Origin of the sequence: Psychrobacter fozii (assembly GCF_003217155.1) — a bacterium.
In the GTDB taxonomy this organism is placed as follows: Bacteria; Pseudomonadota; Gammaproteobacteria; order Pseudomonadales; family Moraxellaceae; genus Psychrobacter; species Psychrobacter fozii.
Map to the genome: position 1 here is coordinate 185,701 of NZ_QJSU01000005.1, position 19,688 is coordinate 205,388.

At 42.8% G+C, this 19,688-nt stretch carries 22 protein-coding genes; 4 read left to right on the top strand and 18 right to left on the bottom strand.

Translation table 11 applies throughout. The annotated features are described in order from the left end of the window. The first annotated feature begins 13 nt into the window (after positions 1–13). Positions 14–649 (top strand): hypothetical protein, encoded by a 636-nt coding sequence (locus tag DFP82_RS08260; RefSeq protein ID WP_110923255.1) that lies wholly within the window; start codon positions 14–16, stop codon positions 647–649. A gap of 87 nt (positions 650–736) precedes the next feature. Here the strand turns inward: DFP82_RS08260 and DFP82_RS08265 are convergent, their stop codons facing one another. The 7 genes from DFP82_RS08265 to ffh form a co-directional block, all read right to left on the bottom strand. Beyond that, positions 737–1,405: a DUF4112 domain-containing protein gene (locus DFP82_RS08265; protein WP_110923256.1), complete on the bottom strand. Its 669-nt coding sequence runs from the start codon at positions 1,403–1,405 to the stop codon at positions 737–739. Continuing rightward, complete coding sequence (ubiA, locus tag DFP82_RS08270; RefSeq protein ID WP_110923257.1) at positions 1,398–2,315, bottom strand: 4-hydroxybenzoate octaprenyltransferase; 918 nt, start codon at positions 2,313–2,315, stop codon at positions 1,398–1,400. Before ubiA ends, DFP82_RS08265 begins: the two co-directional genes overlap by 8 nt. 94 nt (positions 2,316–2,409) lie before the next feature. After that, positions 2,410–2,652 carry a hypothetical protein gene (locus DFP82_RS08275; RefSeq protein WP_110923258.1) on the bottom strand — a complete coding sequence of 81 codons (243 nt, stop codon included), beginning with the start codon at positions 2,650–2,652 and terminating at the stop codon, positions 2,410–2,412. 94 nt (positions 2,653–2,746) lie between these two features. Further along, positions 2,747–3,646, bottom strand: a complete 900-nt coding sequence (locus tag DFP82_RS08280) for a class I SAM-dependent methyltransferase (RefSeq protein ID WP_110923259.1) — start codon at positions 3,644–3,646, stop codon at positions 2,747–2,749. 49 nt (positions 3,647–3,695) lie between these two features. Then, positions 3,696–4,538 (bottom strand): undecaprenyl-diphosphate phosphatase, encoded by an 843-nt coding sequence (locus DFP82_RS08285; RefSeq protein WP_110923260.1) that lies wholly within the window; start codon positions 4,536–4,538, stop codon positions 3,696–3,698. Between the two features lie 88 nt (positions 4,539–4,626). Next, on the bottom strand, positions 4,627–5,319 hold the full coding sequence (tsaB, locus tag DFP82_RS08290; RefSeq protein ID WP_110923340.1) for a tRNA (adenosine(37)-N6)-threonylcarbamoyltransferase complex dimerization subunit type 1 TsaB: 693 nt from the start codon (positions 5,317–5,319) through the stop codon (positions 4,627–4,629). Positions 5,320–5,669: 350 nt separating this feature from the next. Continuing rightward, entirely contained in the window at positions 5,670–7,220 is a 1,551-nt protein-coding gene (ffh, locus tag DFP82_RS08295; protein ID WP_110923261.1) for a signal recognition particle protein, read from the bottom strand. Positions 7,221–7,607: 387 nt separating this feature from the next. On the opposite strand from ffh, the gene DFP82_RS08300 reads away from it, so the two are divergent. Next, entirely contained in the window at positions 7,608–8,399 is a 792-nt protein-coding gene (locus tag DFP82_RS08300; protein WP_413786940.1) for a cytochrome C assembly family protein, read from the top strand. A gap of 91 nt (positions 8,400–8,490) precedes the next feature. Here DFP82_RS08300 and purU read toward each other — a convergent pair whose 3' ends face one another. Beyond that, complete coding sequence (gene purU / locus DFP82_RS08305; RefSeq protein ID WP_245905685.1) at positions 8,491–9,423, bottom strand: formyltetrahydrofolate deformylase; 933 nt, start codon at positions 9,421–9,423, stop codon at positions 8,491–8,493. Positions 9,424–9,878: 455 nt separating this feature from the next. Here purU and rpmB point away from each other — a divergent pair, with 455 nt between their 5' ends. Continuing rightward, entirely contained in the window at positions 9,879–10,115 is a 237-nt protein-coding gene (gene rpmB, locus DFP82_RS08310) for a 50S ribosomal protein L28 (RefSeq protein WP_010201401.1), read from the top strand. A gap of 133 nt (positions 10,116–10,248) precedes the next feature. After that, the gene (gene rpmG / locus DFP82_RS08315) at positions 10,249–10,404 is read left to right on the top strand and encodes a 50S ribosomal protein L33 (protein WP_010201403.1); all 156 of its coding nucleotides are present in this window, start codon (positions 10,249–10,251) and stop codon (positions 10,402–10,404) included. A 110-nt stretch (positions 10,405–10,514) separates the two neighbouring features. Here rpmG and DFP82_RS08320 read toward each other — a convergent pair whose 3' ends face one another. From DFP82_RS08320 to DFP82_RS08365, 10 genes are all read right to left on the bottom strand, one after another. Next, positions 10,515–10,826 carry a hypothetical protein gene (locus DFP82_RS08320; RefSeq protein ID WP_110923263.1) on the bottom strand — a complete coding sequence of 104 codons (312 nt, stop codon included), beginning with the start codon at positions 10,824–10,826 and terminating at the stop codon, positions 10,515–10,517. A 184-nt stretch (positions 10,827–11,010) separates the two neighbouring features. Next, entirely contained in the window at positions 11,011–11,322 is a 312-nt protein-coding gene (locus tag DFP82_RS08325; RefSeq protein ID WP_110923264.1) for a hypothetical protein, read from the bottom strand. A gap of 120 nt (positions 11,323–11,442) precedes the next feature. Beyond that, on the bottom strand, positions 11,443–11,799 hold the full coding sequence (locus DFP82_RS08330; protein WP_110923265.1) for a hypothetical protein: 357 nt from the start codon (positions 11,797–11,799) through the stop codon (positions 11,443–11,445). Between the two features lie 150 nt (positions 11,800–11,949). Next, positions 11,950–12,639: a ribulose-phosphate 3-epimerase gene (gene rpe / locus DFP82_RS08335; protein WP_110923266.1), complete on the bottom strand. Its 690-nt coding sequence runs from the start codon at positions 12,637–12,639 to the stop codon at positions 11,950–11,952. 112 nt (positions 12,640–12,751) lie between these two features. Continuing rightward, positions 12,752–13,000 (bottom strand): TIGR03643 family protein, encoded by a 249-nt coding sequence (locus DFP82_RS14820; RefSeq protein ID WP_227676205.1) that lies wholly within the window; start codon positions 12,998–13,000, stop codon positions 12,752–12,754. Between the two features lie 297 nt (positions 13,001–13,297). Further along, entirely contained in the window at positions 13,298–14,188 is an 891-nt protein-coding gene (gene fghA / locus DFP82_RS08345) for an S-formylglutathione hydrolase (RefSeq protein WP_110923267.1), read from the bottom strand. A gap of 39 nt (positions 14,189–14,227) precedes the next feature. After that, positions 14,228–15,706 carry a C13 family peptidase gene (locus tag DFP82_RS08350; RefSeq protein ID WP_110923268.1) on the bottom strand — a complete coding sequence of 493 codons (1,479 nt, stop codon included), beginning with the start codon at positions 15,704–15,706 and terminating at the stop codon, positions 14,228–14,230. A gap of 421 nt (positions 15,707–16,127) precedes the next feature. Continuing rightward, positions 16,128–18,089, bottom strand: coding sequence for a molecular chaperone HtpG (htpG, locus tag DFP82_RS08355; protein ID WP_110923269.1), 1,962 nt, complete (start codon positions 18,087–18,089; stop codon positions 16,128–16,130). A 471-nt stretch (positions 18,090–18,560) separates the two neighbouring features. Beyond that, the gene (locus tag DFP82_RS08360; RefSeq protein ID WP_110923270.1) at positions 18,561–19,376 is read right to left on the bottom strand and encodes a thioesterase family protein; all 816 of its coding nucleotides are present in this window, start codon (positions 19,374–19,376) and stop codon (positions 18,561–18,563) included. Positions 19,377–19,403: 27 nt separating this feature from the next. Further along, entirely contained in the window at positions 19,404–19,649 is a 246-nt protein-coding gene (locus DFP82_RS08365) for a hypothetical protein (RefSeq protein ID WP_110923271.1), read from the bottom strand. Positions 19,650–19,688 lie beyond the last annotated feature (39 nt).

Genomic DNA, 19,688 nt, shown 5'->3' on the forward strand with positions numbered 1-19,688 from the left:
TAACTACCCTATTATGAACAACCTTACTTTAAACCTACTAAAATCCAAGTCTTACTATAAAGTAATCCCTGCTGTTTTCTTTAGTGCATTGCTACTGACTGCCTGCCAAAAAGATCCGGAACCTGAAGCGGCTAATGAAGTACAGACGGAAACAACTGTACAAACGACGCCAGTGACGACTAATATCAACGGTATTGATGCAGATGAAAGCTTAGACAGCAATACCGACAGTAATACAGCGCAACCAACCGATTCAGAGAGTGATATTAACTTGAGTGAATTAGAGGGTGATTTTAATACTACTAATACATCAGCAAACAGTGCTGCTGTAGCACCCAATCCTGAGCAAGCCATTAAAGGTGCACAAATAACGGATGTCCGTTATAAAAATGCAGCAGGTGAAACCCTATCCGTTGTCTTTCAAACCTCGGCAGCAGGCATGCTTAATGCTATCGTCACTTTGCCCAATAAACCAAAGCTGACGCTAAGTGCACCAGAAGGCCAAGGTAATAACCCTACCTATCGCTCAAAAGATGGCAGTATCGAGCTGGTCAGTCATGCTGGTGGTGGTACTATCGACCTTGTCCAAAATAACAAAATCACTAGCTTTGATGCGGTAAGTGCGGAAGCAGAAGTCATCACTGAGTAATATCTGAGCCTTAACATTTATAAAAATCTGCCATAAAAAAGGCGGCACACATTATTATTTTAACGTGTGCCGCCTTATTCTTTTATTTTAGCCAAACCCGGTGGTTTGCCCGAATAGGCTGACCAACCAACTTATCATTGCCCATAATCCCCAACCAATCACCACAATGACGATTAATCCTAAAATATCAGGGATATGCAGATATAGCCAAGCAACGATTGGATTGCGCCAAAAAAAACCAAAATGACTTTGCTGTTGCTTATCTTCTAGTGATTGATGTAAAAATGGTCGATCCATATGCATCGTTTCGGTGATGCCATATTCATTATGTAGATGCTCGTGCACGATACCCAATGTCTTACGACTCGGACGAATGAATATATCGAGCAGCGTCCCAATACCAGGCACGATACCTACTACCATATCAATGAGTGCTAGCCTAACTGCTGGCGTCATCTTATGTGCTGGCACACCCAATTGACGACCCAATATAAATGCATAGCTCGTCAGTGCCAGTCCTGCCAAATCGCCCGCCAATGGAATGGTTGAAAGCGCCGCATCCGCACCCATACCTTGTTTGGTGAACGGTATCCGTACTAACGAATCCATGGTATTGGCAAACTTTGCCAATTTACGCTCGGTCGCAATGACTTGCTCGCGTGTGAGACCATGCTCAGCCAGTCTTGCCTGATAATCAATAATAGGCGTATTAGCGGCAGAACTTCCTTTCGCTTGGAATTTCGACAATTTATCCATTGAACGTCGTCCATATACAAGCGATGGCAATGAGAGCAAAGACGTAACGTCCTACCCAAATATTAGCCAAAAATGCCTGAAAGCAAGCCAATGCATTGTAGCTAGCACAAGCACTGTTTTGCTTAGCAAACATCATGGCTACCAGTGCCAAACCAAATATTGGCGTAACACCCAATGTAGTCGGCGCAAAATAGTGCCACATGACCACGCCCATAATAAGCAAAAACAACGTTTGTAGTAGCGAGATGATAATCACATCATAGCGACCAAATAATATCGCCGTTGATTTTACCCCAATTTTTAAATCGTCCTCGCGGTCAGCCATCGCATACTGCGTATCGTACGCCACTGTCCAGCACATATAGGCTAAAAACAATAACCAACACCAGATATCAGGAGCACCTTGTACGGCCACATAAGCCATCGGTATTGCCCAGCCAAAAGCTGCTGCTAAAAATACTTGCGGCAAATGTGTATAACGTTTCATAAACGGATAAATGAACGCCAATATAACGGCACCAAACGACCAATAAAACACGGCAATAGGTAGAAAAAATAACAGACTGGCACTTAATAACACCAACACCAAAAACGCAGCGACGGCTTCTTTACCTGATAAACGCCCGTCAGCTAATGGGCGTCCTTTGGTACGGGTCACATGGCCATCTACTTTGCGATCGGCAAAATCATTAATCGCACAACCAGCCGCCCGCATAAAGATTGCGCCTAATGCAAATATTATAAATATTTTGAGACTTGGCAGCGCTGCCGTTGCTCCTTGCTGCTGAGCTTGACCCATCGCAGCCAGCAGCACGCCCCATAATGTTGGCCATAGCAGCAATTCAATGCCCACTGGCTTATCAAAACGGGTTAGTTGGATGTAGGCCTGTAATTTGTCTTTAAATGTCATGGCTTTCTATTATCATCAATATAATATGTTGTGTGCGTGTTTATAGACTTTGCTAAGAGCGCCTAGAATAACTGCTTAATGAACTGACTGCTGGCTACTGAACTTGTTTCCATAATCGATTGGCTTCGACCAGTGACAGCTCAGGATACTGTTTGCGTAACGCTTTAATCGCCGGAATCTTATTTTTCTTTGCTGCTTGCTGACGCAAAAATGCCAATTGCTCTTGTGGATTTCTCAGCTCTTTTAGACGCGCTTCAAGCCGAAGGATTCGGGTACGCAAAATGATATTGATCAATAATAGCACCGCACCCATAGCCCAAATAATTAGCGTTGACATTCCTTGCTCCTAAATCCATTAATTTCAAACTTAATGATTATAAACCTGCTAACTAAGGCGCGTCCTTATCACCAAATACCATAGTTAAAGCGTTCTAAACAAAATAACCGTCAAAACGAACTGCTTCATTGTGCCAGCTTTCATTGGGTTGTTGGCTTGCTAACAATGGCGCATGCTGAGGACGTTTTACGATAACGCGCCCAGATTGTTGAGCATACTTACTGACCACGGCTTTTGCCGATGCTAGCAGCTGGCATTCTTCGTCTGATGTTGGAGGGCTTGCCAACTGATGCAAGGCTTGCATGTGCTTACCAACTTTAGCACCCTTGCCTGTCTTGCTATCTTGGTAGCTATCCTCTGGAAACATAGGGTCCAGATAGACGACATCGATGACGTTACTCTCGCTAGCATCTGACTCAACGTCTAGTCCTTCAAAATAACTAAGCGCATCCGTATTCATAATCTGTAGACGCGACATCAGCTTTTGCCAATTCGGCAACGTACTCATTCGCTGCTGCTCTACAAGTAAGAGCAATGCCATCAATGGCTGCTGCTCAAGCATGATGACTTTGGCACCCGTACTGCCCAATATCAAGCTATCATGCCCAAAACCCGCCGTCGCATCAATGATGCAGCTATCCGATGTGAGCTTGGCAGCTTGTAATAGCAATTCAGACTTTCGTCCTGCACTCACCACACGACGTTGCAGTTTGTCCCACTCTGGTGCGACACTTAACCCATCACTAAGCCATGATAGTTTATTTTTATCATCCAATAACAAGATAGGTTGAATGGCTGTTTGGCTTAATTGCTGACGACGCTTTTGCGTTAACTTATCGACAGACAACTCAGCTTTTAATTCGATTGGTAATCGGTGCTGCTCTATCAATACTTGCAAGCTATCTACTTGGGCTTGCTGCGACTCACTCACATAGAGTAACTGGCATTGCATAAAGGCATTAGCCTGCTTAGAAGCGTGTTGCAAACTGCTCATAACTGCCCTCTTTTTTACTGCTTATAAGGCCATCAACCATCATAATGGCTTAACCTGCCATTTGATAACCAAAGCCCCAAGCAGCGACCAGCACGATAACACCCGTAATGATGCGTAACCAAGCAAAGATCGTAAAGTCACGGCGGCTCACCCATGCTACTAGCAAGCGAATACAGAGTAAAGCAACGATAAATGATACGACTGTGCCAACGCCTAATACTAGCCAATCTTCACTATTGGTCAATACGTCACCATGTTTGATTAGATCTAATAATGCCGCGCCTACGATAACTGGAATACCTAAAAAGAATGAAAACTCTGCTGACGCTTTGCGCGAGACACCAAGCCACAGTGCACCAATAATAGTCGCACCCGAGCGTGAGGTCCCTGGTATGAGAGCTAGACATTGAAGCAGACCAATCATCAATGCTGTTTTCATGCTGACGTCTTCAGCCTCTTCTGCAATGACCGTCTTAGGGCATTTTTCTACATAAAATATCAGCAGACCGCCGATGATAAGCATAATCGCGACAACGATCGGATTAAATAAATAAGCTTTAATCTCATCAGCGAAGGTAAAGCCAACAATCATCACAGGAATGGTGGCGACAATTAGGCTAAGTCCCAGCTGTCTTGGATTGGTCATGCCTTCTGCTTTACCCGTTAGCAAACCCATGAGCGCTTGCCATAGTCTGCCCCAATAGTCATAGATAACGGCTAAGATAGCACCCAATTGGACGACGACGACAAACAAGTCGACCTTTTCTTTGGTCCAAAATCCCATTACATCTGCTGATAAAATTAGGTAGCCAGTGCTAGAAATGGGTAAAAATTCAGTGATACCTTCAACGATACCCATGATGACAGCTTGAATTAATAAAATGATATCCACGGTGGCTTTCCTAGATACAGACCTATTGGTTAGTACAGTTTTTAGTGTGTTGTTATATTTTACATAGCGCTAAAATAATGGGGATTGACTACGCTTTACCTTGCTCTTTAAGGGTTTTCCAAGCTTGATTACGTAAGTATTTTGGTAAGGCTTGTGATGCTTCGGTCCCACCTACCGCCATAAACTGGGCGATACCGAGCTGACCGATAACTACTGCATCCGGCGATACGTCTTCATGAAAAACCTGATTATCATGCAAAGCTAATAGACCTGAGCCATTACCAACAATGGCTATATCGAGCGTAGTCTGACTGTCATAATCTAACAGCTGCTCAGTGCTATCACTATCAGCAATCAGCACTGGCTGCATAATGGCTGCTTCACTATCGATTACGGCATAATGTCCAAAATACACTTGCTGCATACGGGCATCAAGCGCGCTATATACTTGCGTCAGACCATACTGGTGATACGCACTCTGTGCAATGGCTTGCAAGCTCGAAATGCCTACACATGGGATGTCATGTGCCACAGATAGCGCTTGCACCACTGCTGTATTGATTCTAATACCACTAAATGCACCAGGGCCTCGATTGAATATTAATGCCTGTATATCAGCAAGCTTTAACTGCGCTTCGGATAAGGCCGCATCAATCATTGGCAAAATTTGCTGAGTCTGCTGACGTTTACCAGTCTCGGTATGACTCGATAGCGCCTGACCATTCGAATCCAAAATTGCGATTGAGCACTGATCAAACACGGTATCCATTGCTAAAAACATCATAACCTCGGCTTATAGTCTGGGCATTTCAAAGTAACTTGATAACTGAATATTATAAAAGCGTGCTAGCTTCATAAAATAGCGCCTATCATAGCATTTAGGGCAGACGAATTTTATTACTTTCTGCGTTTTCCATACTTTATCCATGAGCGCTGAATTGAATTAAAGGAAAAGAAAAAACCTCAAAACTATATCAGTTTTGAGGTTTCCATCAGAAAGTCATAGACAGTACAGTCAGCTATAGTTGATTCTGTTTAAAAGAGATACAAGGCAACCGAGTACAGATGTATATGTGATACTTCAAGCGAGGTTAACGCTGCAGCTCTTTTATAAAGGATTGACTATATTTTTTAAAAGCGGGTTTTAAACTTCTTTGGCGCTTGATTCTGCATGTCCTGCATCTGCTTTTGCATCTCTTCAGTGCTCGGCATGTTATTTGGATCAAGACCCATCTGTTTTGCCATTTGCTCTGGATTTACATCCTTTGCGCCGCCTTGTTGGCCACCGCCACCGAATAGTGGGCCACCGCCGCCGCCACCTGCTCCGCCGCCGCCCATCAGTCCTTGCATAGACTTCATCATTTTACTGATACCTTCAGGCTTGGAGATCATTTTCATCATTTTGGCCATTTGCTTGTGTTGCTTGAGCAAACGATTGACATCTTGAATCTCACGACCAGAGCCCGCAGCAATACGGCGCTTACGGCTTGGGTTAATCTTATCAGGATTTTTACGCTCAAATGGTGTCATAGAATTGATTAACGCTTCCATCTCACGCACTTTTTCTTCTGGCTTGGCATCTTCGACTGCTTTTTGCATATCAGAGCCGCCCATACCTGGCATCTTGTCTAAAAATCCTGCCATGCCGCCCATACTTTTCATTTGCTGGAACTGCGTCAAGAGATCCTCAAGGTCGAACTCGCCGCCCTTTTGCATCTTTTTCGCCATTTTTTCGGCTTTATCACGGTCGATTTTTTGCTCGACTTCTTCCACCAAACTCAGTACATCACCCATACCAAGAATACGTTGAGCAATACGCTCAGGATGGAACAGCTCTAACTCATCTAGTTTCTCACCGCGACCTAAAAACTTAATCGGCTTGCCTGTGATCGCACGTACAGAAAGTGCAGCGCCGCCGCGTGCATCACCATCTGTTTTGGTCAGAATAACACCTGTCAACGGCAGCGCATCATTAAAGGCCTTGGCGGTATTGGCAGCATCTTGACCTGTCATCGCATCAACGACAAACAGTGTCTCAGATGGATTAACCGCTGCAGTCAGCGCCTTAATCTCATCCATCATCGTGTCATCAATATGTAGACGACCAGCAGTATCGATGATCAAAATATCTTGATATTGGATTTTTGCTTCTTCGATAGCACGCAGCGCAATATCAATCGGATTTTCATCAGCGCTTGAATTCACAAATTTGGCGTTGACCTGACCTGCTACTTGCTCAAGCTGCTTAATGGCGGCTGGGCGATAGACGTCAGCTGAAACCAACATGACTTTTTTCTTATGGCGCTCTTGTAAAAACTTAGCCAACTTACCTGCAGTAGTGGTTTTACCCGCACCTTGCAGACCTGCAAGCAAATAAACAACAGGTGGCTTACCCGTCATCTCTAGCTGTTGATTGGCACTACCCATCATCTCAGTCAATTCGTCATGGACGATTTTGACAAAAGCTTGTCCTGGCGCTAGCTCTTTTAGGACTTCAGCACCAAGTGCTTGCTCTTTAACACGCTTAACAAAGTCGCGAGTGACAGGTAGCGCCACATCAGCTTCCAGTAGCGCCATGCGCACTTCACGCATAGTGTCTTTGATGTTGTCTTCGGTCAGCTGTCCAGTACCCACGATATTACGCAGGCTCGACGATAAGCGTTCTGTTAAGGTATCAAACATAAATAACTCTCAGTTAAAATAATTCTCGGTTAAACCATTTGAATGGCTTATAAATAATATTAGGGTGCATTATGAGGTATTAGCTATTGGCTCACACTCTCTAAAAATGCCCTATAAAAAATCGTATTATCAATACTATAGCATCAAGCAGGCGCAAAACTTATAGGGTTTTTGCAAAATCATTCGCTCCTATAAATATATCATTTAGGGCTATCCGTTCTATTTAACTTACTCTGGCTAAACATTTATAAGGAATACGCAAGATGGTACTCAATTGGCTGCCATTTTATGATAAATTGGATAATTATTCTAATCATTCCAATAATACCACTTTAGCATTCACCTGAGCGGCTATTTTCACTCAGTATGAGACGAGGCTTTATGTTTGTGCACCTTGCATTCTTACTTGCTAGCCTAGCTTATATCTTAGTCAGCATTTACATCGGTTGGGCGCTGATTCGAAGTACACCTATTCGGAAAGACATCAGCTTGGGTCTATTGACGGCTGGCATGGTCGCGCACGCAGTGCTGCTCTATCCCTACGTCGTAACCCTTTATGGTCTAAATTTTAATCTGTTTAATACCATTAGCCTGATTAGTTTGTTTTTCTTGTTTTTCTACATGCTATTTAGTCTCTATCGCCCCATCATTAGCCTTGGCATCTTAGCTGCACCAACGGCACTTATGGGCATGACCATTGGTTATGTTGGTCGTGCACCTTATCAGCCCATCACTGATATCAGCATCGGGCTTGAGGCTCATATACTGCTCTCTCTCGCCGCCTATTGTGTGCTGCTGATGGCAGCGGTGCAAGCGCTATTTTTACGCCTACAAATACGCGAGCTTAAGCATCATACGATTCATCGGTTTTGGGTCAATAAACTCCCCTCACTACAAAGTATGGAAAGCTTATTATTCGATATGCTTTTGGTGGGCTTTGTCTTGCTCAGTATTGCGCTCGGCATTGGATTTGTCTATGTGCAAGACCTGATGGCGCAACACATTGTCCATAAGACCGTCTTTAGCCTGCTCTCATGGTTATTATTTGGCACACTACTATTCGGTAGTTGGCGCGCAGGGTGGCGTGGCAAGCGTGCCGCCAACATTACTATTTATGCCTTTATTCTACTGGCCATTGGTTTTGTTGGTAGCAAGTTTGTTTTAGAGATGCTGCTATAAAAGATAACGTCAGCAAAGGCATCATGGTTGACAGCAATAGTTATTACTGCCGACTGCCATCGTATTAGATAAGTCTTCTATTCGCTTTGTCTTAGTTAAAAACCACGGTCTTGTTACCTGCCACAATCACACGGTTCTGCACATGCCAGTTCACAGCGCGCGCCAGTACATTACGCTCGATATCACGGCCAATAGCACGTAGCTCCGTCACACCTTGACGATGCGTCACACGATGCACGTCTTGCTCTATGATAGGCCCTTGATCCAGTTCAGCAGTGACATAATGCGCCGTTGCACCAATCAGCTTCACGCCTTTATCATAGGCTTGACGATAAGGGTCTGCCCCTACAAAGGCTGGTAAGAACGAATGGTGAATGTTGATAACTTGCATCGGCCAACGCTTCACAAAGTCAGACGATAATATCTGCATATAACGCGCCAATACGAGCAAATCATTGCCTGCCATCAATTTATGAATCTGCTCTTCTGCCTCAGCTTTATTATTCTTAGTCACTGGTACATGATGAAAAGTAATACCAAAGTTTTCTACCGATTGACGTAAGTCAGGATGGTTGCTAACGACAGAGGTAATCTCGCAATCAAGAAGACCGCGCTGATGACGCCATAACAAATCTAATAATGCATGATCAAACTTCGATACCAAAATACCGACCTTGGTTTTAATCGCATTATTGTGTAGTCGCCACTCCATATTGTGGCGCTTGGCGACCGTATGACCAAAACTGGCTTCGAAATTATCAATAATATCGCTCAGGCCTGCTAAGGCAAACTCTAAACGCATAAAATACTGACCGCCTTCATGGGCAGTTGAATACTGATCGAGAGTAATGATATTGGCGCCATATCGATGTATAAACTCAGATACAGCTTGTACGATGCCTGCTTGATCTTTGCATTTAATCAGCAATGTCGCGGTATCGATAGCAACTGGAGCGGCTGTATTTATAGAAGTGGTACTCGACTGTATATTCGATGATGAAACCGTTTTTGTAGTGTCTGACATAGTAAGCCCAATTAAAAATAAAACTCGCTACTAGGTTCAAATGCTAGTAGCACAGGAAACTGGCTATTTTAGTCTTTTTTGCGAGTCTTTGCTGACTGAGTTGATGATTTTTTATAATAACTGATACAAAATAACCTCAAGTGAAAATTAATCTTTACTATTAAATAATCAACAACATAGCCCATTCATTTCAGGGTATAATAACCACCCTTTAAACCAACAATAATCATAAAAATATTTGAGTATTCATCTCTTTTATGGTATAAATGTCGGCTTTAAAATTTTCTGAATTGGTATGCTTGTTATTTGCCTTTAGATAACAGTAATATCAACTCAACATTCATATAGTTTTGTTTGGTGCAAAGCTGCCGCTTGCTGTGTCCATGCCGCAAAAACGTGCAACTTGCCCAGACTGGTATGAGAAAAACTCATACCTCATAGATTAGGAGTTCGCCATGTCTCGAGTTTGCCAAGTGACTGGAAAGCGCCCTATGGTGGGTAATAATGTTTCGCACGCAAACAACAAAACCCGTCGTCGCTTTCTACCAAACCTTCATAACCATCGTTTTTGGGTAGAGTCTGAAAATCGTTTTGTACGTCTACGTGTGTCTACCAAAGGTATGCGCACTATTGACAAACTTGGTATCGATAAAGTGCTAGCAGATATGCGCGCACAAGGTCAAAAAGTTTAAGTTAAGACTTGCAGCTCGATATGTTGATAATTTTCAGCAATTGAGCTGCTTTTCTGCTACATCTTATGTAGCTACTTAATATTTTAGATCCGTACCTATCGTTTGAAGACCCCTCATTTACAGGAAAGCTATCATGAGAGATAAAATTAAGTTAGTATCAACAGCTGGTACTGGGTATTACTACACCACTACTAAAAACAAGCGCACTATGCCTGGCAAAATGGAAATCAAAAAGTTTGATCCAAAAGTACGCCAGCATGTGATCTTTAAAGAAGCTAAAATCAAATAATTACCATTTTTATCAATGGTTTTATCTGAAAAAAAAGGGTTTATCAATTGATAAACCCTTTTTTTCGTTTTGATTAATTATCTATTACTAGCGACTAATCAAATCACTTATCAGCTGTAGTGAGTTGGCTCTTTATCATAGACATGTGCATGCCATTGGCTCATCTGCTTTTGCATGATGACCTGAATCGCTGCATGAATCATGTGCTGACCAATCGCTTGAGTATCACTACCAAGAAGCTCTTTGAGTTTTTCAGAAAAATCAATGGTCATCAATGGTGCTTCATCTTGTTCGGCATCACGCAATAGTAACCTACCATCATCCGCTTCTACTAGCTCAAGTGTGGTCTCTTTGGCAAATCCTGCAAATTGATCGGTACTCTCGTTATCTACTTCTATATCGTTATCGATATCGTATGGCATGAATTTGCTCCTTATTATCCCGTCCAATACTGGCAAAAAATCGCATGTAGCCACATTATTGTTTTACAGTAATACGGGTAAAACTGTCTTACTCATACAATGGACGCTTTCACCTTAGAATTCAAGGGCTGTCACATAAGTCTTCTACATAGATGAACACTTAAATGAGATGTTTCTTATAAAATCAATGCCAGTAACGCAGCTTTCCTAGCGTAAATAAGAAGGCCACAAACATGCCAAGGTAATAAACTAGCTTTAGCTCAAGAGTACGATCGCGATATTTGAACGGTAGTGCAACGGTGGCAGTCGCGGTAGGCAGTATCAACAGCATAAGCAGCCAGTTTTCGATGACATTTAGCCAACCTTGTAAATCCGTACCATTACGCAACGAAGCCAAGCCCAATAGCAAACACGCTATAATTAAGCTCGTAAACAAACCATTTGGTAAATCTTTTGGGTAAATAATTCTGGCAATACTGGCTGGCATAATTCGCATGTAAAATCCCAGTCATACTTATATAGTATGACTTCATGATTAAAAAGTGTATAGAAAACAGCTTATAAAATATGACAACGTTACCTGTATTAAGTAGCGTCGTCTTTGCTGCTAAAGCCTTTAACTATAAGTACCCATCAACCATAGCATCGAGATACAAGACGTCAAATAGCCCAAACTGATAGCATTCCAGCTCTCGATATGCATACCTTTAACCTTGTTAAAAATACGTGATCCTACCCAAAACAACAGGGGAATACCCAGTACAAATGAAGGCACGATTACGGCTGCATGACGCAATACTTCTCCGACATCATCGCCGACCAATAAACGAAAGCCATAACCTGCTAGACTTAGAACGAGCGCAAACACCGCTAGGCCAATAGTGATACCTTTCGGAACTAAGCTACGTTGCTGCGCTGTGCTTGCTGCTGATTCCGGCGACACTGACGAGTTGATTGAATTTTTTATGTCCATATTTCACCTACCTTTACGTAACTTGCTGTTAGGCATCGTTATAAGTTATACAGCATATTTTAAGATTCTTTTGCTCCAATAGCATTGGGGCATTTTCGCTATCACACTATACGGCAGTGACTGGCAATTATTGACAGCTATTGGCAATTATTAACAGTTATTAGCCAATGCAAGCTCTACACGCATCGCGTCGATAGCAGCCTTATAGTCTTCTTGGTTAAATATCGCAGAGCCCGCAACGAACATATCAGCGCCTGCCTCAGCTATCGCACGAATATTACTGGCTTTGACACCACCATCAACTTCTAATCTAATGTCTCGGCCACTGGTAATAATGCGCTGACGAACTTGGCGCACTTTGTCCAGAGTGCCCTCAATAAATGACTGGCCACCGTAGCCAGGGTTGACACTCATCAATAGAATTTGATCTACTTTATCCATAACATAGTCTAAATAATGTAATGGCGTTGCTGGATTTAATACCAGACCACATTCAGCACCACCATCTTTAATGAGCTGTAACGAACGGTCAATGTGTCCACTGGCTTCTGGATGGAAAGTAATAATGCTTGCACCCGCTTCCAAGAACTGCTCAATCATACTATCGACAGGTGACACCATCAGATGTACATCGATAGGTGCATCAATGCCATAGTCGCGCAGCGCCTTACAAATCATGCTACCAAACGTCAAATTGGGTACGTAATGATTGTCCATCACATCAAAATGAATCACATCGGCACCCGACTCTAATACTTTTTCGACTTCTTCGCCTAAACGTGCAAAATCAGCTGAGAGTATCGATGGTGCAATAAGATATGGTTTAGAAGGACTAATCATAATTGAGCTACCTAATTGATGTATAAATAAAGTATTAATAAAATAGAAAGAAACTTGCAACTGGTGTGTCTATTATAGCGGGCATCAAGCGACTGATATTGAGCGCAGATGACTAGCGCTGCTTGTACTGAGTTTTACAATAAGCACGCCCAACACCAAAATCTCGTTTTGCTTGATGTTTGGTAGCGCGGTTGCTCACTCGCTGACGCCATAACCGAAAAGACGACGGCTTAAGCTCTTGGCGCATGAGTTTGATAACCCCTGCTTCATTGAGACCATAGCTGTGCTCGATAGCACCAAACGGTGTCCTGTCTTCCCATGCCATCTCTATCACTCGCGAGACTTGAGTCTCATCAAGCACTCTATCGCCCGCGTCATTGATATTTTTTGCGATAAACTCATCTGAGTTAGCCTTCGAGACTTGTTCACTATTGCTATGCTGCTTATTTTTTAGAGCAGCATCCATTTCGGCTTGCATGGTCTCAAGTGCTGACTGCGCACTTTTAGACTCTGAGTGGGTGTTACGTGTTGAATGGGCATCACGTATTGAATTCGCATCGGGATTAGATGCTGTTAAATCTTGATAACTTGCCATAATTTTACCTTTTAAACATTAGCGTGTGCTGAGCGGCTTAGTGAAAAGATTTCGCTTCAATGCCTAGCTAAGTTGTGCCATGCGCCAATGGTGTTCGATATGGTCGTTGATAACGCTCTGAATAAAATAATAACTGTGGTCGTGACCCGCCTGATAACGCAATGTTAAAGGCTGTTTGGCTTTTTCACAAGCCTGTTGTAGCTTAGACGTTTGCAGCTGACCTTCTGCTAAAAAATTATCCGCAGCGCCTTGATCAACCAAAATACTTGAGTACTGCTGACCGACTTTTTCGATCGTCTTTGAGGCATCTGCTTGCGACCATAGTGACTCATCCTTACCAAAATACTCAGTGTAAGCAGCCTCACCCCATGCTGATTCACTGGCAGCGCATACTGGCGACAGTGCAGAAACACTGACAAACTTACTTGGGAATTTAAATCCTAACAGTAACGCGCCGTGACCACCCATCGAGTGCCCTGTGATACCAATGCTGTGGATTGGGAACTCTGAGCGCAGCAAGTCATATAACTCATCGACGATGTAGCTTTGCATATTGAAGTTGTCTGCCCAAGGTGCTTGAGTAGCATCGACATAATAGCTAGCCCCTTGACCCACAAAGTAGCGCTCATCATTGGGCACATCATGGCCTTCACTACTGCGAGGAGAAGTATCGGGCGCAATCAATATCATGCCAAGCTCACTACATTTCTGCTGAAAATGCGCTTTGTGCGTGACATTGTCAGCATTACAAGTAAGGCCTGATAAGTAAAGAATCGCTGGGCAAAGTCGGCCAGCAAGTGCTTCGTCAGGCAGATAGATGCTGAACGTCATTGGCGTTTTGGTAGACGTTGATTGATGACTATAATAGTGTTGCTCGCCATCAAAACAGCGATTCACACTTTTCTTTGTCAGCGGTGAGTTGGCGGATAAACTGTGATTATAAGAATGATTCATGAGTGATGTTCCTTTTGTTCAAAGCAAAATACACAATGTTTAGTTTGTAGTAATGGCGGTCTCAACGACTGGCTGATTACCATCATTGTTATTAACGATATTAATAGCCGTATCAGACTCGTTAGTGATACTAGCGACGGATGGTCGCGTATTATCAAATAACACCTGTTCAAACGCAGGCAATGCTGTTTCCATGAGACTACCAATGACCATCTGCGGCTCTGATGGCTCAAAACCCATTAAGCTCTCGCGTTCACTAACACGCAATCTCGCGTCTTTAAATGCTGTCTCAAAACTGGTGTTACTTCGCAGACTCTCAGCAAAAAATGCTTGCCCAAAGTAAGTCATCTCTGCTGTATTGGTACAGCCAAATGAGGCTTTATCAGCAGCAGATGCGGTAATCACCACCGTGGTTGGAGATGCCAAGTCATCAATAAATGAGCCTGAATAACAAGCTGATACTACAATTACACGCCAGCGAATACCTGATGCATCTAGTGCCTCACGTAGCCAAGTGGCATCTAAATTATCCATCTCAATTGGTGGGTTCGCCAGTTGTACGATGTCCTCGTTGCCATGTGAAGATAACGTGAGAAATAAAACATCTTCGTCGGCATTCATCTGCTGACCGATTCTTTTTAGACCACGCAAGATACTCGTCTTGGTAGCGATTGGCTCATCCATCCAGCTATAGGTGTTGTTAATCAGTGATAGTGAGTGCCCACTAGTGCCAAAACGTACATCGAACAGCTCACGCACCTTATTAATCTCAGAACGGAAAACGTTTTGATCAGAGAAGCCTGCAACGCCCATAAAATACCAGTCAGTCTTACCTGACGTACTTGGATCAATGCTGTTTAATGCTTGCTGTAATAAACGGGGCTGCTCATATAATGCCGCTTCTTCTAAAACAGGCTCTACAGGAATCTGCTTAAATATCGGTTGGTCAGCGACATTACGCTGCCAAATCGTGAGAAGTGCCACAGCACCTACCAGTACGATCACCCGCTCCCACCACGGTATACGCAAGCGATGGAAGAAAATCCACATCAACGCTAACGTCTGCCATAAGAACAGCACTAAAAATAAGACGGGTAAAAATGAATAACTCCAATTGGGCAACCAACCATAGCTACTCAAGTATTGCACCAAGCTCTGTAATAGCGCTGACAATGTATCAGCAACCAACCACAACACCACGGGCACAAAAACCAGCGCTTGATTACCAGCACGCCGTGCCAGAATAATGCCGCTCAATAGGATAATCATCGGCCAAATTAGATAACTGACCAACCCTTGCTCATTAAAGATACTGCCACTTTCGGCAGCCAACCAAGAAAACAATACATTGCTACCGAGTGCTAATAGTGCAAACACAGCAAACTGTATAAAAGTGGGTTTGACCCAAGAAAACGCACGCGTCGACCCTACCAGCATCCATAAGGTTGCAATAATATTGGCAGCGAAGTTGAGCGAAAAGCGCTGAAGAGATACGGTTTTTAACGACGCAAGTGACAAAGACTTAGACCTCTAGCCAGCCGAGAAAATAAAGTGAGTCAATGATAAGTATAGTCGGGGTAATTTAGAGTTAATACAAGGCAACCGAGTGTAAATAGTACAGCTGTACCACACACAAGATTAGCACCGTATCAATCTACCAATACTTTGACTATATTTTGATATGTTAGCCATTTAATGCCTGTAATTTACATTTTTGCGTGGCATATAAATATCAATTTTATATTTAATTCACTATGAAATGATTATAAGCGGCATTAAATACTGCCTAATAGTGTAGCTCGCTAATCTATCGCGATTGTAACGGATTGTCGGTCAAGAGGATAAGGCTGATTTGTAAAATTTGCTCATATTTGAGCTGAAAAACCAACAAAAAAGAGGCCTTGCGTACAAGACCTCTTTTTTTACCAAATACCAGTCATTATCTCATCAATAACTCATTAACACGTTTTAGATAAGCGGCTGGATCGTCTAATTGACCGCCATCTGCTAGTAATGCTTGATCAAAAATCACTTGTGCCAAATCATCAAACTGTTCGCTGCTCTCAAGCTTCTTAATCAATGGATGATCAGGGTTTACTTCAAGCGTTGGCTTGCTCTCTGGTACGTCCTGTCCCATCTGTTTAAGCATCTGAATCATCTGCGGTGACAGCTCGCCTTCACCCACAACCAAACAAGCTGGGCTATCAACCAAACGAGTAGACACTTTAACGTCTTTAGCACGCTCGCTTAGAGCCGCTTTGAGCTTATCGACTACTGGCTTTAAAGTTTCTTGTGCTTTTGACGCTTCCGCTTTCTCTGCTTCATCTTGCAAGTCACCTAAATCTACTGCGCCTTTCGCGATGTTTTGCAGCGGTGTCTCATCGAATGAGGTTAAGAAGTTCATGGCCCACTCATCGACACGACTGGTCATCAAAATAACTTCGATGCCTTTCTTTTTAAACAACTCAAGTTGCGGACTATTTTTTGCAGCAGCCAAGTTATCAGCCGTTAGATAATAGATGGCTTTTTGACCCTCTTTCATACGGCCTTTATAATCTTCAAAACTGGTCTTTAAACCGTCTTGCGTGCTGGTGGCATAACGAAGCAATTTGGCAATACGTTCTTGATTGCCCATGTCTTCGCCAAGACCTTCTTTGATAACATCACCAAACTCTGCGTAGAACTGCGCAAACTTTTCTTGCTTATCGCTGTCTTCACTATTGCCCAAACTTGCCAATGTCGTCAAGATACGGCGCGCGTTACCATCGCGGATAGACTTCACATCACGTGACTCTTGTAACAGCTCACGGCTGACGTTTAGTGGCAAATCTGCTGAATCGATAACACCTTTAACAAAGCGCAAATACATCGGTAGCAGCTGCTCTGCTTCATCCATAATGAAAACACGTTTGACGTACAATTTGAGACCGTGTTGCTGCTCTCTAGTGTACAAATCTGCTGGTGCTTTCGCAGGAATATACAAAAGCTGCGTGTACTGAACACGGCCTTCTACACGGTTATGTGTCCACGTAAGCGGCGCATCCATGTCATATGAGATATTTTTATAAAAATCAACATACTCATCATCTTCAATTTCAGATGCTGAACGTGTCCATAAGGCACTGGCCTTATTAATGGTTTCCCATTCGTCAGTCAATACCATCTCGCCACCAGTAGGTGCGTCGTCGTTCTCATCTTCTTTTACGTCTTCTTGCCAGATCTCTTTACGCATCTGAATCGGCAAGCTGATATGGTCAGAGTACTTATTAACCAAACGCTTGATTTTGCCACGATCTAGATAGCTGTCTTCACCTTCAGAGTACTCTTCTTTTAAATGCAAAGTGATGGCAGTACCGCGTGCGGCTTTAGTGATAGGCTCAACTGTGAAGCTACCTGTACCATCTGATACCCAACGTACACCTGTATCCACAGGTTCGCCCGCTTTGCGCGATTCAACACTAATAGTATCAGCCACGATAAAGCCTGAGTAAAAACCAACACCGAACTGGCCGATTAGTTGACCTTCTTGCTTTTGCGACTCAGATAATTTGTCCAAAAATGCTTTGGTACCTGATTTGGCAATCGTACCCAAGTTTTCGATGGCATCCGCTTCATTCATACCAATACCATTATCGGTAAAAGTAATGGTTTTAGCATCTTCATCAACAGCGATGCGAATTTTTAACTCACCATCATCTTCATAAAGGCTGTCATCATTGGTACCTTCAAAACGCAATTTGTCACAAGCATCAGAGGCATTAGATACTAGCTCACGGACAAAGATGTCAGCGTTAGAATACAGTGAATGCGTCACTAAATGCAGCAACTGCGCCACTTCCGCTTCAAACGTATGTTTTTTTAATTCTGGATTCAGACCTTCAGCTTGAGTTGCTTCACTCATAAAAACTCCTTTAAATTCTATGAAAGACCTATTATAAGATAACGATAAATTTGCCCGAGCTGACCTACTAATACTAGAAAACCTGCCGTGTGCAAAACCGTTAAACTGTCTATACTAATAGGGGCATAGAAGAAAATTTCAAGCGCAAAAGGGTTATTCAATAAAAAACACCGCCTTAGTTTCCTAAAGCGGTGTTTTCAGATAGTACTTATTGTTGCTCAGTACTCATAAAAGCTTTCTTTCAATAGTAAACAACTCAAGTTGCACAGCTTATTCTGAATAAGCTTCTAGCAATATATCCAAAATAGTAGTCAATTTTTTTGAAAAACGGCTATTTGTTTTCATAGTAATCTTCGATCCCATTAATATCGTCTTGTTAAATGCTATTAAAACCGATTACTATAATTCTGTAAAATATATTAAATACATGTTTTTGTTTTGTTTTTTAAAACAATAAAAATCATTAAACGTCTAGCGCGGCATCGGGCGAATCGTTAAAATTTGCTCACTGCGACCAAACGGCCCTTGTACGTCATGCAACACAGCACTGGTCAGCCCTATTCCATCATCGCCATACTGTTGTACGGCTTCAATACCGAGCCAACGGCCTTGCGGTATACGATGCATATGAATTTGCAAATCAGTATTTGGGAACATCCATTCTAATTTTGACAACCCAAGACCAAGTCGTGGTACGACACCATTAGCGGTATCAACCATACCTAGCAAGTGCACCATGTCATCGGTAGGTTCGCCTTCGATCATTTCCATATCATTGGTAATCCAAACCATCCCTTTACCAGAGCGACGATCAGGTTCCGCAACTAGGCGTACGCTTTCGATAAAACCACCCGGCCAGCCTTTCATATCGTCCCAAACTGGCAAATTTTCAGGTTTATGTTTGGCTTTTTGGTCTTCAAGCCCTGCTATAGGACTGGTATCTTGCGTCATGAGTCGCCACGCTCGTGCAATAATAGCGTCGCGACCGCGACTGCTCATCACTGCCTCAACTAGCTCAATGGTCTTGCCCGGACGAATACAACGCGTGGTAATGGTAAAATCATCAAGCGGTATTAATCCCAAGATATCGAGACTGATACGGGCAATACGAGTACCTGCTTGCGGTGCATAGCCTTTTAGTTCAGCAGTAAGCAAGCCTGTCGCTGGTGCCATGTGTTGCTCATGCTCATTCCAAGCACCTTGTGCATGCTTGGTTGGCTGATAATATGCCACGCTAACGCCATCATCCTGCTGTTCTCGTTTGATAAACTTATAATAAGCGGTCATAACTGTCCTATATTTTTTGTTTTTGTTTTATTGAGTAAGCTCTTGCTTTCTTAGCATGAGGATATTACGAGCTTTTCTTATGAAAAATAATAAAAAAATCATCAGCACGACGAGTGCTGCATAAAAAAATGTTTTTTCTGACATAAATTTCATCATGTTCATAAACAACACAAATGCTACTACCACAGTCACCAGCATATTAATTTTTAATTGCTTATTAACTTCAGCGAGAGTGGCAGTTGCTAGTACAAATTTATTGTTTTGCTTGTTCATTCTACTGTGCTCATAGTAGGTTATTTTAATCGTGAACTT